The organism is Arthrobacter sp. G.S.26 (genome assembly GCF_050847375.1).
Classification (GTDB): Bacteria; Actinomycetota; Actinomycetes; order Actinomycetales; family Micrococcaceae; genus Arthrobacter.
The window spans coordinates 1,474,082-1,487,885 of record NZ_CP193752.1; the positions used below are offsets into that span (position 1 = coordinate 1,474,082).

The 13,804-nt window shown below is 68.7% G+C and carries 13 protein-coding genes; 10 read left to right on the forward strand and 3 right to left on the reverse strand.

Annotated elements, in window-relative coordinates; all coding sequences use genetic code 11:
• The first annotated feature begins 6 nt into the window (after positions 1-6).
• The gene (locus ACRB8A_RS06710) at positions 7-795 is read left to right on the forward strand and encodes a sulfite exporter TauE/SafE family protein (RefSeq protein WP_056598933.1); all 789 of its coding nucleotides are present in this window, start codon (positions 7-9) and stop codon (positions 793-795) included.
• 40 nt (positions 796-835) lie between these two features.
• A complete protein-coding gene (locus ACRB8A_RS06715) occupies positions 836-2,227 on the forward strand; it encodes a pyridoxal phosphate-dependent decarboxylase family protein (RefSeq protein WP_056598928.1) in 1,392 nt (463 codons plus the stop codon).
• Positions 2,228-2,249: 22 nt separating this feature from the next.
• Here ACRB8A_RS06715 and ACRB8A_RS06720 read toward each other — a convergent pair whose 3' ends face one another.
• Both ACRB8A_RS06720 and ACRB8A_RS06725 read right to left on the reverse strand, forming a co-directional pair.
• Positions 2,250-3,287: an aminoglycoside phosphotransferase family protein gene (locus tag ACRB8A_RS06720; RefSeq protein ID WP_432245873.1), complete on the reverse strand. Its 1,038-nt coding sequence runs from the start codon at positions 3,285-3,287 to the stop codon at positions 2,250-2,252.
• Positions 3,288-3,419: 132 nt separating this feature from the next.
• Positions 3,420-4,685, reverse strand: a complete 1,266-nt coding sequence (locus tag ACRB8A_RS06725) for a DUF4439 domain-containing protein (RefSeq protein WP_285240907.1) — start codon at positions 4,683-4,685, stop codon at positions 3,420-3,422.
• Positions 4,686-4,791: 106 nt separating this feature from the next.
• On the opposite strand from ACRB8A_RS06725, the gene rimP reads away from it, so the two are divergent.
• The 6 genes from rimP (at position 4,792) to ACRB8A_RS06755 (ending at position 11,275) form a co-directional block, all read left to right on the forward strand.
• On the forward strand, positions 4,792-5,406 hold the full coding sequence (gene rimP / locus ACRB8A_RS06730) for a ribosome maturation factor RimP (RefSeq protein WP_050687615.1): 615 nt from the start codon (positions 4,792-4,794) through the stop codon (positions 5,404-5,406).
• Positions 5,406-6,386, forward strand: coding sequence for a transcription termination factor NusA (nusA, locus tag ACRB8A_RS06735; protein WP_056598919.1), 981 nt, complete (start codon positions 5,406-5,408; stop codon positions 6,384-6,386). The genes rimP and nusA overlap by 1 nt, the downstream gene beginning before the upstream one ends.
• A 178-nt stretch (positions 6,387-6,564) precedes the next feature.
• Positions 6,565-6,912 (forward strand): YlxR family protein, encoded by a 348-nt coding sequence (locus tag ACRB8A_RS06740; RefSeq protein ID WP_231686120.1) that lies wholly within the window; start codon positions 6,565-6,567, stop codon positions 6,910-6,912.
• A gap of 152 nt (positions 6,913-7,064) precedes the next feature.
• Positions 7,065-9,962, forward strand: a complete 2,898-nt coding sequence (gene infB, locus ACRB8A_RS06745) for a translation initiation factor IF-2 (protein ID WP_050687618.1) — start codon at positions 7,065-7,067, stop codon at positions 9,960-9,962.
• A 234-nt stretch (positions 9,963-10,196) separates the two neighbouring features.
• The gene (gene rbfA, locus ACRB8A_RS06750) at positions 10,197-10,706 is read left to right on the forward strand and encodes a 30S ribosome-binding factor RbfA (RefSeq protein WP_432245874.1); all 510 of its coding nucleotides are present in this window, start codon (positions 10,197-10,199) and stop codon (positions 10,704-10,706) included.
• Positions 10,707-10,789: 83 nt separating this feature from the next.
• Entirely contained in the window at positions 10,790-11,275 is a 486-nt protein-coding gene (locus ACRB8A_RS06755) for a nucleoside deaminase (RefSeq protein ID WP_056598913.1), read from the forward strand.
• A 10-nt stretch (positions 11,276-11,285) separates the two neighbouring features.
• On the opposite strand, the gene ACRB8A_RS06760 is transcribed toward ACRB8A_RS06755, so the two are convergent.
• Complete coding sequence (locus ACRB8A_RS06760; protein WP_200933645.1) at positions 11,286-12,446, reverse strand: pyridoxal phosphate-dependent aminotransferase; 1,161 nt, start codon at positions 12,444-12,446, stop codon at positions 11,286-11,288.
• A 69-nt stretch (positions 12,447-12,515) separates the two neighbouring features.
• Here ACRB8A_RS06760 and truB point away from each other — a divergent pair, with 69 nt between their 5' ends.
• Positions 12,516-13,433 carry a tRNA pseudouridine(55) synthase TruB gene (gene truB, locus ACRB8A_RS06765; RefSeq protein WP_432245875.1) on the forward strand — a complete coding sequence of 306 codons (918 nt, stop codon included), beginning with the start codon at positions 12,516-12,518 and terminating at the stop codon, positions 13,431-13,433.
• A gap of 3 nt (positions 13,434-13,436) precedes the next feature.
• Complete coding sequence (locus ACRB8A_RS06770) at positions 13,437-13,790, forward strand: hypothetical protein (RefSeq protein ID WP_050687628.1); 354 nt, start codon at positions 13,437-13,439, stop codon at positions 13,788-13,790.
• Positions 13,791-13,804: the final 14 nt, after the last annotated feature.

Here is a 13,804-nt window from a genome sequence, read left to right on the forward strand (position 1 = left end):
TCCGCGATGGGTCTTGAATCCCTGGAGCTGACAACGCTCCTGTTGTTGGTGCTGGCCGGATTCGCGGCCGGCTGGGTGGATGCGGTGGTGGGCGGCGGCGGCCTGATCCAGCTGCCGGCCCTGCTGCTGGTCCCGGGCATCACGCCCGTGCAGGCGCTGGCCACCAACAAGTTGGGTTCCATTTTCGGAACGGCCACCAGCGCCACCACCTATTACCGCCGGGTGCGGCCGGATCTCCGGACGGCCCTGCCCATGGCGGCGATCGCGTTGGCGGGCAGCTTCGGCGGTGCCATCCTGGCGGCCACCCTGCCCGCCGGGGTGTTCAAGCCCATCATCATCACGGCGCTGGTGGCTGTGGCCCTGTTCACGGCGTTGAAACCGGACATCGGCGGGATCACGGCGCTGCGCCATGACGGGCACAAGCATTATGTGGTGGCGTGCCTGATCGGTGCCGTCATCGGTTTTTATGACGGCCTGATCGGGCCCGGCACGGGGTCCTTCCTGGTGATCGCGTTGGTCTCCGCCATGGGCTACGCATTCCTCGAGGCCAGCGCCAAGGCCAAAATCGTCAACATGGCCACCAATGCCGGCGCCCTGCTGTTTTTTATGCCGCACGGATCCATCCTCTGGGGCCTTGGCCTCCTGCTCGGCGCGGCGAACATGGCCGGCGGGTACCTGGGCGCCAGGACCGCCGTCAGCAAGGGCAGCAAATTTGTCCGGGTGGTGTTCCTGGTGGTGGTGGCTGCCCTCATCATCAAACTCGGCCTGGACGTGTGGCAGGAAAACTTCGCCTGACGCCTGCCTGGCGGCCTGCCGCCGGGCGTAGCATGCTGGTATGTCAAACGGCGACGACGGGTATGCCCCGGCCCTGGATGCGGCAGCCCGCCATGCGGCTGCCTGGCTGCAGAGCCTTCCTGACCGGCCCGTAGGTCCCAGCGCCACCGCCCACGACCTCGCAACAGCTTTCGGCGGACCAATACCAGCCCGGGGGATGCCCGCCGGCGATGTGGTGGACCTCCTGGCCCGGACCGCCGAACCGGGATTGATGGCCATCCCCTCGGGCAGGTTCTTTGGTTGGGTCATGGGCGGCACCCTTCCCGCCGCCCTGGCCTCTGACTGGCTGGTCAGCGCCTGGGACCAGAACGCCGGACTCCGCTACGCCACGCCCGCCATGGCGGCCATTGAAGAGAGCGCCGGGGCATGGATCCTGGAACTGCTGGGCCTCCCGGCCGGTGCCGACGTCGGATTCGCCACGGGGGCCACCATGGCCAACTTCACCGGGATGGCCGCCGCAAGGTGGCGGCTCCTGGCCGATGCCGGGTGGGACGTGGACCGCGACGGGCTGACGGGGGCGCCCAAAGTGCGGTGTTTCGTGGGCAGGGAACGGCATGACACCGTGGACCTGGGCCTGCGCTACCTGGGGCTGGGCCGGCCTGACGTGGTGGCTGCCGACGCGCAGGGCCGGTTGGAACCGGCGGCCCTTGAGGCGGCCCTGGCCGCGGGGTCCGGCCCGGCGTTGGTGTGCCTGCAGGCGGGAAACCTGCACTCGGGCGCCTTCGACCCCTTCCCCGAGGCCATCAGCGTGGCCCGCAGGCACGGCGCGTGGGTCCACGTGGACGGGGCCTTTGGCCTGTGGGCGGCGGCAGCGCCGGGGCTCCGGCACCTGACCCGCGGCTACGAGGACGCCGATTCGTGGGGAACCGACGCGCACAAGACCCTCAACGTGCCCTACGACTGCGGGATTGCCATTGTCCGGGACGCCTCGGCGCTCCGCTCAGCCATGGGCCTGCACGCCAGCTACCTGATCCACGACGCCGAAGGCCCCGGCGATCCGTTCGAAAAGGTCCCGGAACTTTCACGCCGCGCCCGCGGTGTACCCGTGTGGGCCGCGCTGAAGAGCCTGGGCAGGGACGGCGTGGCCGCCCAGATCGAGGGGCTCGCGACGGCGGCCGCGGATATCGCGGCAGGGCTGGCCGGTGTGGACGGCGTGGAAGTCCTGAACGACGTCGGCTATACCCAGGTGTGCCTCGCGTTCGGCGACGATGCCACCACAAGGGCCGTGACCGCCCGCATCATCAGCGACGGCAGGGTGTGGATGTCGGGCTCGCGGTGGCGGGACCGGGACATCCTGAGGGTATCGGTGAGCAACTGGCACACCGCTGCGGCGGAAGTGGACATCGCAGTTGAAGCCGTCCGCTCAGCCTTGGACGCGGTGCGGTCCGGCTGACGTTCCAGGGGCGCCCGTCCGCTCAGCCCGCCGCGGCCCCCGGCTCGGGGAGGTCCCGGGCCGGCGGCAGGCCCGGAAGGGTCCGGCCGGCCAAGGTGCTGGCGACCCACAGTGAACGCAAGAGGTCGCCCTGGTGTCCGGCTTTCCCGGCATACCACAGGGCATTGTCCACTTCCCGGGCCACCGCCCACTGCCGGGCGACGTCCGGGTCCAGCCCGGCAGCGAGGCTGAAATCAGCGCAGCGTTGCCGCAGCCCTGCAGCCTGCTGGGCTGCCGGCAGGTCAAAAAGGCGGTTCCAAAGCAGCGGCGCCACCGCAAACTCCGGCTCCCCGATCATGGGCTGCGGGTCGATGGCGGCGTAGCCGGCAGCAGCGGACGGATGACCGGCGGGCGGGCAGGAGCTTCCGGCCAGGACGTTCAGGAAATGCAGGTCCGTGTGCACCAGGACGTCGGTGGCGGTCCGCCGCCCCACTGCACCGCGGGTCTGGCACACCTCCAGTGCAGCTTCGAGGAGCCAGCGCGGGAAGGGCCGGCCCAGTTGCTCCCAGTCGGCCGGCAGGTCATCGCTCCACTGCTCCGCACGGGCCGCGATGTGTTCGAGTTGATGCCACTCCGGCCGGTCGTCCGGCCGGATGCCAAGCCGGGGAACCAGCCCGCCCCAAACCTCCACGGCGTGGTCCATGGGCGCGGTGTACAGCGACCGGCCGGCCTCGAGCCGGTCCAGCAGCATGGCGCAGGTGCCGGCGTCCGCTTCGAGGAGTGCCACGGCGCCGTTGCCGTCCCACAGCTTCAGCGCGAGCCGTTCCACCTTGGCCTCATCATGCGGGAAGGCGATCTTCAGGGCCGCCCGGGATCCGTCTGCGCGGAGCACCGGGATCACAATGCCGCCGTGCCCATTCCAGGGCAGGGTGCCCGGGGCAAGGTCCGGGGCCAGCTGCCAGTGGTCCAGCCGGCCGTCAATGAGGTCCGGCAAGGATGCCAGCCAGGCCCGGCCCGCGCTGCTCCGGCCATAGCGGGCAGCGAGGTCCGGCGGGATGGGTATTGCCACGGGCGGGGTCATGGCTTCCAGCCTAGGCGCGCAGCGGCGCGGTGCGGCGAAAGGGCGCGGTTCCTGGGTCCCGGTGACCTGTCCCGGGCTGCTTTGCCGGGGCTTCATGGACCCGGCTTGTTGGTCCCGGTGACCTGTCCCGGGCTACTTGTCCCCGGGCGGGCTTTCGACGGGACCGGCGGGCAGCAGGGATTCGTCCAGCACCAGACCCGGCACCGGGCCGGGGTCGGCGCCCCAGTCCACGGTACGGCGGGCGGCGGCCTCCAACCCGGCAAGGGCCCAGGCCCGGTCCGGGGAGTCGGCCAGCGACACCACGTCGCCGTAGGCCGGCAGGATGTCCGCTTCAAGCCGGCCAAGTGCGTCGGCGGGCGCGGCCAGGAACGCCGCGTCCAGGTTGTACCCGGGGTCCGGTGCTGCCGGGCGGCCGCAGTCCGCAAGGCTACGGGCCCGGGCGCCGGCAGCCTGTTCGCGGTGCAGGGCCAGGAACTCCGACGCCGGCCCCACCGCACCAGGGGGAAGCCGGGTCAATGCCGCCTGGTAGCCGTAGACGGCCTGCTCTTCAAGCCTGGCCATGCGGGCCAGCGCCGCGCCTGCGTCCGGGACGCCGGATGTCATGGCGGGGCAGGGGAGATCCTGCGCAGTGGGGGAGTCCGGCGTAGGGGAGGGGCCGGTGCTGCCGGAACCCCGCCGGTCCGGGTCCAGCGGATCGGCGGAGTCCAGGGGGCCAGCAGAGCCGGTGCTGCCGGAACCCCGCCCGTCCGGGTTCCGTGTTCCGGCAGGCCCGGTTCCAGTAGGCGCTGCTCCGGCAGGCTCCGAGGCCGTGGGGCCGGGTTCGGCAGCTGCGGGATCGCCGACCGCGGCGGCAAGCTTTTCAGCTGCCAGCAGTTGGGCGATGCCGGCGCCTGCCAGGAGCCGCGCCATGCCGCCGTCCACTTTCCCTGCGTCGCGCAGCCTGGTCCGTCCGCTTCCGGCCAGATCTGCGGCCAGCTCCGCCGCCGTCACCTCAGGTACGGTTCGGGAACCGGAAGGTTCCGGAGCCGGGACGGCGGGCGTCCCGGCAGCAGGGCCCGAAGCTGCAGCGGCAGTGCCGGGCGCCGGGAAAACCTCGCCGGGGGCCAGCAACGCCCGGGCGTGGAGGGTCAGCAAGGTCACAACCTCCGCCGCGGCAGCGGCAGCACCGTCGTCGGGCGTCCTCGAAGCGGCCAGCTGCTGCCCGTCGGCGCGCAGCGTCAGTGCCTCGGCGAGGGCTGACGCGCGGGAAATTTCGGTGGGCGTGGGTTCGTCCGGGGGCTGTTGTTCCGCGGGAACCAGCGAAAATCCGAGGGCCAATACCAGCAGCGCAGCGAAGCCCAGCACCGCATACCGGAAGTACGGCGGCCGCCGCCGGTCCTGCTGATTATCCCCATCCACAACAGACCATGGTGCCACGGCGGGAGCGGAACTCCATGCACCACGGTGCCGGTAAAATAGCTACGCTAGTACACACAACATCATCTAAAGGGAGGCGGCCGGCATCGTGAGCAATGCAGAAGTCACGGCTTCAACAGACCACACCGGAACGGGTGGGGCCGAGTCCGCACCGGAACACAACCCCGAAGCAGCCCGGCTCCGCGCGCTCCTGGAACCAGCCGTGCTGGCCAACCGGCTTTACCTCGAGGACGTCGCCATCATCGCCGGCTCCCACCGCGTGGTCCACGTGGTGGTTGACCTGCCGCAGGAGGAAACCGGCGGCGTCAACCTTGACGTCATCGCCGACATCTCCCGGGTCCTTTCGGACCTGCTGGACAACGATCCCGCAGACGACGGCCGTCCGTACGACCTCGAGGTGTCCTCACCCGGCGTCGGACGCCCCCTGACCGAAGCGCGCCACTGGCACCGCGCCAAGGGCCGCATGGTCAAGGTGAATGTGGTCCAGGGCGACAACGTCACAGGCCGCATCCACGCCGTCGACGACTCCGGCGTGACCCTGATCCCCGAGATCGCCGTCAAGAAGGGCATGAAGCCCAAGCAGGGCGAGCCCGTCAAACTTCCTTTCGACAGGATCCGCAACGGAAAAGTCGAGATCGAATTCAGCCACTTCCCCGAAGATGGTCTGGAACCGCAACACAATGGACCTTCTGAGGAGGCCTGATGGATATTGACATGAGCGCACTGAGACTTCTGGAGCGTGAGCGTGAAATCCCGCTGGACCTCCTGATCCCTGCCATCGAGCAGGCCCTCCTGGTGGCGTACCACAAGTCGCCGGGCGCCTTTGAGCGCGCCCGCGCCGAGCTGGACCGCAAGAGCGGCCACGTGACCATCTGGGCTGTGGAAATCGACGACGACGGCGCACCCGTTGGCGAGTTCGAGGACACCCCCGCCGGCTTTGGCCGCATCGCCGCCAGCACAGCCCGCCAGATCATCCTGCAGCGCCTGCGCGACGTTGAGGACGACAACGTCCTGGGCGAATTCAAGGGCCGTGAAGGCGAACTGATTGCCGGCACCATCCAGCAGGGCAACAACCCGCACATGATCCAGGTCAACCTGGGCGCCGTGGAGGCGCTGCTGCCGCCGCCCGAGCAGGTGCCGGGCGAGAAGTACCTGCACGGCAACAGGCTCCGCGCCCTGGTCATCGACGTGCACCGCGGCACCAAGGGCCCGTCCGTGACCCTTTCCCGCTCCCACCCGGGCCTGGTCCGGAAACTGTTCGAACTGGAAGTTCCCGAAATCGCCGACCACTCGGTGGAGATCGTGGCACTGGCCCGCGAAGCCGGACACCGGACCAAGATCGCTGTCAAGGCCAACATGCCCGGCATCAACGCCAAGGGTGCCTGCATCGGCGAAATGGGCTCCCGCGTCCGCGCCGTGATGACCGAACTCAACGACGAAAAAATCGACATTGTCGACTTCAGCGAGAACCCGGCCACCTTCATCGCCAGCGCGCTCTCCCCGTCCCGCGTGAACTCGGTCACCATTACCGACGAAGCGACCCGGTCCGCCCGCGTGGTGGTGCCCGACTACCAGCTCTCGCTGGCCATCGGCAAGGAAGGCCAGAACGCCCGCCTGGCAGCAAAGCTGACCGGCTGGCGAATCGACATCGTTTCGGACGCCGCGCCCGCCCGCGAAAGCTGATCCCGTCGGCGGGGTGCCAGCCACGCCGTGGCAGGCACCCCGGTTCGGGCAGAACGGCCCTGAGGGGCTAGAATAGACAAGACCGCGCCTTACGGCCGGTAGCCGTGCGCCCCGGGCGTGCCCTTCCGCCAATGCGGACGGGACCAGCCCAGGGCCAGCAGATATGAACGTCAGGACGATGACCGTGGCAGAAGTGCTTTCCACTGGAAATCAACCTGAACGTACCTGCATCGGTTGCCGGAAGAAGGGCCAGCGGTCTGAGTTACTCCGGGTCGTCGCCGGTGGCAGTGGTTCACCCACTGTCCTGGTGGATGAACGACGCCGGATGGCTGGCCGGGGTGCATGGCTGCACCCCAGCGAATCGTGCCTTGCTCTGGCGATCAAACGGAGAGCGTTCGGCCGTGCCCTTCCGGGCACAACCGGACACGCCGCCGTCGAACGCCGGATCGCGCAAGGCACGGCCGTTGCAGGCGCCATGCCGCCTGCAACACCAACCGTCCAACCTGAAAGCGGGTCAGAAAACTGATGGAAACCCGATGAGTTCCCAGCGATGAGTGCGTAACGATGACAACTTTGTTGCGCTCTGCAATGGGCCCTTCAGCAGCATTTGCGGCTTGGGCCCGCAGTAAGAAGTAGACGGTTCGTGCCTGGCTCGGTGCGGACCGAGACAGGAGAAATGTGGCCAAGGTCCGCGTACATGAGCTCGCTAAAGAGCTCGGTATTACTTCCAAAGATGCAGTAACCAAACTGCAGGAACTGGGCGAATTCGTTCGCTCCGCCTCGTCAACAATCGAGGCCCCGGTGGTGCGCAAGCTGCGCAACGCCTACCCCGACGCTGCTAAGACGGCGGCACCGGCGGCTGCTGCGCCCAAGGCGCCTGCCCCGGCGGCAGAATCACGCCCCTCAACTCCGGCCCCCGGCCCGGCAGCGCCCAAGGCTCCTGCTGCGCAGGCCCCGGCCCCCGCAGCTGCTCCGGCAGCACCGGCGCAGGCCGCCCCGGCAGCACCCGCTGCCCAGGCTCCCGCTGCTCCGGCCGCGGCTGCCCCGTCAACCGGCGCCAAGCCGGGCGCACGGCCGGCCCCCAAGGCCGAAACTCCGGCCCCCGCTGCCCGCCAGGGCGGCTCCGGCCAGGGCTCATCAGCACCCCGTCCCGGCGGTCCCCGCCCGGGCAACAACCCGTTTGCCACCTCGCAGGGCATGCCCCGCGGCCGTGGCGGCGACGGTGACCGCGCACCGCGGCCCGGCAATAACCCCTTCGCCCCGTCGCAGGGCATGCCCCGCGCAGGCGGCCGTACTGACGGCGAACGTCCCGGCGGTCCGCGTCCCGCGGCCGGTGCAGGCGGACCCCGTCCCGGTGGGCCGCGTCCCGCCGCCGGCGCAGGCGGACCCCGCCCCGCAGCCGGTGCCGGTGGCCCCCGTCCGGGCGCCCCGCGTCCGGCTGGTGCAGGCGGAAACCGTCCTACCCCGGGCATGATGCCCAACCGTACCGAGCGTCCCGCACCCGCTGGTGCAGGCCGTCCCGGTGCCGGTGGCCGCGGTCCCGGACGCCCGGGTGGCGCTCCTGGCACCGGTGGTCCCGGTGCAGGTGGCGGTGCTCCGGCCGGCGGTGGCTTCGGCAAGGGTGGCCGCGGACGCGGTGGCACCCAGGGTGCCTTCGGTAAGGGCGGCGCAGGCCGTGGCAAGCAGCGCAAGTCCAAGCGCGCCAAACGCCAGGAACTTGAGCAGATGAGCGCCCCGTCGCTGGGTGGCGTGAGCGTACCCCGCGGCGACGGCAACACTGTGGTGCGCCTGCGCCGCGGCTCGTCCATCACGGACTTCGCCGACAAGATCGAGGCGAACCCCGCAGCACTGGTGACGGTTCTCTTCCACCTCGGCGAAATGGCTACGGCCACGCAGTCGCTGGACGAGGAAACCTTCGCGCTGCTCGGTGAGGAGCTTGGCTACAAGCTCCAGGTTGTGTCCCCGGAGGACGAGGAGCGCGAGCTGCTCTCCACCTTCGACATCGACTTCGAAGCCGAACTTGAAGCCGAAGGCGACGACGACCTCGAGGCACGTCCTCCGGTTGTCACCGTGATGGGCCACGTTGACCACGGTAAAACCCGCCTGCTGGACGCCATCCGCAAGTCGGACGTTATGGCCGGCGAGCACGGTGGCATCACCCAGCACATCGGTGCCTACCAGGTCACCCACACGCACGAGGACATCGACCGGAAGATCACCTTCATCGATACTCCGGGCCACGAGGCGTTCACCGCCATGCGTGCCCGTGGTGCGAAGGTCACCGACATCGCCATCCTGGTGGTTGCAGCGGACGACGGCGTTATGCCGCAGACCGTTGAAGCCCTCAACCACGCGCAGGCAGCCAACGTGCCGATCGTGGTTGCAGTGAACAAGATCGATAAGGAAGGCGCCAACCCGGACAAGGTCCGCGGCCAGCTGACCGAATACGGCCTGGTTCCCGAGGAATACGGTGGCGACACCATGTTCGTGGAGGTCTCTGCCCGCCAGAACCTCAACATCGACGAGCTGCTCGAGGCAGTCCTGCTCACCGCAGACGCCGCCCTGGACATGCGCGCCAACCCGAACAAGGACGCCCGCGGTATCGCGATCGAAGCCAACCTGGACAAGGGCCGCGGTTCCGTGGCCACCGTCCTGGTCCAGTCCGGTTCACTGCGCGTCGGCGACACCATCGTTGCCGGCACCGCCCACGGCCGTGTCCGTGCGATGTTCGACGACGACGGCAGTGCCCTGACCGAGGCCGGCCCGTCCCGCCCCGTGCAGGTGCTGGGTCTGTCCAACGTGCCGCGCGCCGGCGACACCTTCTTCGTGACCGCTGACGAGCGCACCGCCCGCCAGATCGCCGAGAAGCGTGAAGCTGCCGACCGCAACGCCGCCCTGGCCAAGCGCCGCAAGCGCATCAGCCTCGAAGACTTCGACCAGGCAGTGGCCGATGGCAAGATCGACACCCTCAACCTCATCCTCAAGGGTGACGTGTCCGGTGCCGTGGAAGCCCTCGAAGACGCCCTGCTCAAGATCGACGTCGGCGAAGGCGTGCAGCTGCGCGTCATCCACCGCGGCGTGGGTGCCATCACCCAGAACGACGTCAACCTGGCAACAGTGGACAGCGCCGTTATCATCGGCTTCAACGTCAAGCCGGCCGAGCGGGTTGCCGAACTGGCAGACCGCGAAGGCGTGGACATGCGGTTCTACTCCGTCATCTACTCCGCCATCGACGACATCGAACTGGCCCTCAAGGGCATGCTCAAGCCGGAATACGAAGAATTCCAGCTTGGCACCGCCGAGGTCCGCGAAGTGTTCCGTTCCTCCAAGTTCGGCAACATCGCAGGCTCGATCGTCCGCTCGGGCATCATCCGCCGTAACACCAAGGCCCGCATCAGCCGCGACGGCAAGATCATCGGTGAGAACCTCACCGTCGAGACGCTCAAGCGGTTCAAGGACGACGCCACCGAGGTCCGCACGGACTTCGAGTGTGGTATCGGCCTGGGCTCGTACAACGACATCAACGAAGGCGACATCATCGAAACCTTCGAGATGCGCGAGAAGCCGCGCGCCTAAGGCTCGTTGAGTCTCTGGCGGGGCCGTTGGGATTTTTCCGGCGGCCCCGCCCCCGCACTCCGCGATTGAGGGGGCCCCGCCCCTACGACGGATGGCCAGCGATCTGCGATCGCTGGCCATCCGTCTCCGGCAGGCCCGAAGCCACTCCCGGGCCCCCTCAATCGCTACGCGCGGCAGGTGATAACGTCGCCTCCGTGCCGCCCCCAAACTTATCTATTTTTACAGGAGGTTCTCATGGCTGATCCCGCACGGGCTGCCAAGTTGGCGCAGCGGATCAAGGTTGTTGTTGCCGAGGCCCTGGGCCGGAAGGTCAAGGATCCCCGGCTTGAGGGCATCACGGTTACCGATGCCCGCGTGACCAACGATCTGCAGCACGCCACCATCTACTACACCGTTTTCGGTGACGAAGCCGTCCAGGCTGATGCTGCCAAGGGGCTGGAGAAGGCCAAGGGCGTGCTGCGGCAGGAAGTCGGCCGCAACGTGACCGTCCGGCTGACCCCCACCCTGGAGTTTGTGGCCGACCAGATTCCCATCAACGCCTCCAACCTCGAGGAGCTGCTCCGCGAGGCCAAGAAGCGCGACGCCGAGGTGGCCGCCCTGGCTGCCACGGCCAGCCACGCCGGCGAAGCGGACCCGTACAAGTCCGACGACCCCGAGGATGAGGACATCGACGAAGACGACTTCGACGAGGAAGACACCGACCTGGCACCGGCCGGCGAACCCGAAGAAGACACGAAAAAGTAGGCAGCTGCCTGCCCACGAAGGCCCGGACCGCGCTGCGGCCCGGGCCTTCGGCGTTCCTGGCCCGCTGTGGCTAGGATCAAGCTATGACCACGCCCACGGATGACCCGCTTACGGCCGGATACCTGAAACTGGCCATTGACCTGGCCACCCGCAACGTGGCCGACGGCGGCGGACCTTTCGGCGCCGTGGTGGTCACTCCGGACGGGACCGTGCACCAGGGGGTCAACCGGGTAACCCGCGACAACGACCCGACCGCGCACGCCGAAGTGGTGGCCATCCGTGCGGCGGCAGCAGCCACCGCCAACTTCGACCTGCACGGCTCGGTTTTATACACCAGCTGCGAACCGTGCCCCCTGTGCCTGGCGGCGGCGCTCTGGGCGCGTATTTCCCGGGTCCACTTCGCCGCAGACCGGCACGGCGCGGCCGCCGCCGGCTTCGACGACGCGGTGTTTTACGACTACTTCGACGGAACCCGGCCGGAACTTCTGCCGGTCAGCCACGATGAGGTCCCGGCGGCGGACGCCCCGTTCCAGGCCTGGCTCGCGGCCCGGCACAAAACGGCTTACTGAACGGCCCTGCCTACGGCTGGTCCCTGGCCGGCAGCCGGGAAAGTCCGGCCAGCAGGTCCGCTTTGCTGCCGCACAAGGCGATCCGTACCCAGCCCTCACCGATGGACCCAAACGCGGTGCCCGGTGCCAGGGCCACGCCGGAGTCGGCGAGGAACCGGCGCACCCAGCTGCGGACGTCCCCGCCGCTGACGTGCGAGACGTCGGCCCACAGGTAAAACGCGCCCTGCGCCCGGAGGTAGGGGATGCCCTTCCCCGCCAGCACTGCGGACGCAGCATCACGGTTCTGCCGGTAGTGTGCGTGCGCCTGGTGCACGTAGTCCTGCGGCCCGGTCAGCGCGGCGATCGCCGCGTACTGCGACGGTGACGCCACGCAGGAGACGATCGACTCCATCACGTTGTCCATCTGCTGCTCCAGACCGGGCGGGCAGATCAGGGCCCCGATCCGCAGCCCGGTCAGCCCATAGGTCTTGGACAAGGTCAGGGATGTAAAAACCCGTGCCCTGCCAGGGGTATTTCCATCGAACCGGGCCGGGCTGACGTGCGGGACGTCGTAGGTGAAGGCCTCGTAGCACTCGTCGGAGATGACCCACAGATCGTGCCGCCGGGCCAGGTCCATCAGGTCGCGGGTCAGGTCCGCGCTGAGCACCGCCCCCAGCGGGTTGGACGGCGAGTTCAGCACCAATACCCGGGTCCGCTCCGTGATGAGGGCCTCGATGTCGGATACCCGTGGCTGGAAGCCGTGGTCCGGATACAGCGGGTACCGCACCGGCACGGCGTTCAGCAGGCCGGCGGTCATGGCGAATGTGGGGTAGCCGGGATTGGGGATGAGGACTTCCATGCCGGGGGACAGGAGCAGGCTCATGGCGAAGTGCAGGCCCTGCTGCGCGCCGTCCACCACGTAGACCCGGTCGGCACCGATATCGATGCCCTGCTCCGCCCGGAACCTGGCGGCGAAGGCCTCGCGGAGCGCTGGGATGCCCGCGTTGGGGGTGTAGTTCGTCTCGTCGCGGTCCAGGCATGCGATCCCGGCGTCCAGGATGTGCCGGGGGAGCGGGAAGCCGGGCTCGCCGATGCTCAGCACCAGGGCATTCGGCGTCCGCCAGGCCGCCTCGGTGATCTCGCGGATCTGGTTGACGGGCACGTCACGGACTTGGGCGGCAAGCTCAGGCATGCCAGCCATCCTAGCCGCCGGGCCAGGGCACGTCCGGGAGGGCCCAGCCGCGCCGATATACTGGGAGGCGTGCTTTCTGGACTGGTAATAGTGGACAAGCCGCAGGGATGGACCAGCCACGATGTGGTTGGCCGGATGCGGCGCCTCGCAGGGACCCGGAAAGTGGGGCATGCGGGGACGCTGGACCCCATGGCCACCGGGGTGCTGGTGGTGGGCATCAACAAAGCCACCCGGCTGCTCACCTACATTGTGGGCACCTCGAAGACCTATACCGCCACCATCAGGCTGGGGCAGTCCACGGTGACGGACGACGCCGAAGGTGACGTTACGGCGTCGGCCTCTACCGTTGCGGTGGCCGAGCAGGCCATCCGCGACGGCGTTGCGGCCCTCACCGGGCTCATCCAGCAGGTGCCCAGCAGCGTCAGCGCCATCAAGGTCAACGGCGAACGCGCCTACGCAAGGGTCCGTTCCGGCGAAGACGTTAAACTCGCGGCCCGGCCGGTCACCATCCACCGGTTCGAGGTCCACAGCATCCGCCGGGACGACGCCGCGGACGTGGTGGACGTGGAAGTCACCGTGGAGTGCAGCTCCGGAACCTACATCAGGGCCCTGGCCCGGGACCTTGGCAATGGCCTGGGCGTGGGCGGCCACCTGACGGTGCTCCGCCGGACCCACGTGGGCCCCTACTCCCTGGCGCAGGCCCGCACCCTGGAACAGCTGGCGGAAGAGCTGGACGTCCTGGAAATGTCCAGCGCGGCCCGTGCCCTGATGCCCAACCGTGAACTCACCGCCGAAGAGACCACCGAGATTTCGTTTGGCCGGCGGATCGCAGCGGGCGGGACCGGCAGCGATGCCGCCACCACAGACCATCCGGCAGCGGCCTTTGCCCCGGACGGCAGCCTGGTTGCGCTGCTGGCCGACGCCGGAAGCTACGCCAAGCCTGTCCTGGTTTTCGCGCCGGGCAACGGCGCCGCAGGAGAGAACTGAGCCTTGGACGCGTATTTTTTTATCATCCTGGCAGTGGGCCTGGTGTCCACGGCGATCTGCCTGATCGCCGGCATCCTGCGGAAGGCTCCCAACGACGCCACCATCCTGTCTGTCGCAGCCGTTGAAGTGGCGCTGGTGGTGTATCTCGTGGGCTCCGTGGTGCGGGTGATCGCCGGTGAACCCATCGCCGGAGAAGCCTGGGAGTTCTGGGGCTACCTTGCCACTGCCATGCTCCTGCCGCCGGCAGCCATCTACTGGGCCATCCTGGAACGGACGCGCTGGAGCAACTTTGTCCTTGCCGCCGTGGGTGTGACCGCACTGGTCATGGCCGCCCGAATGAACCAGATCTGGTACTGAAGTGGAAGAAGAGC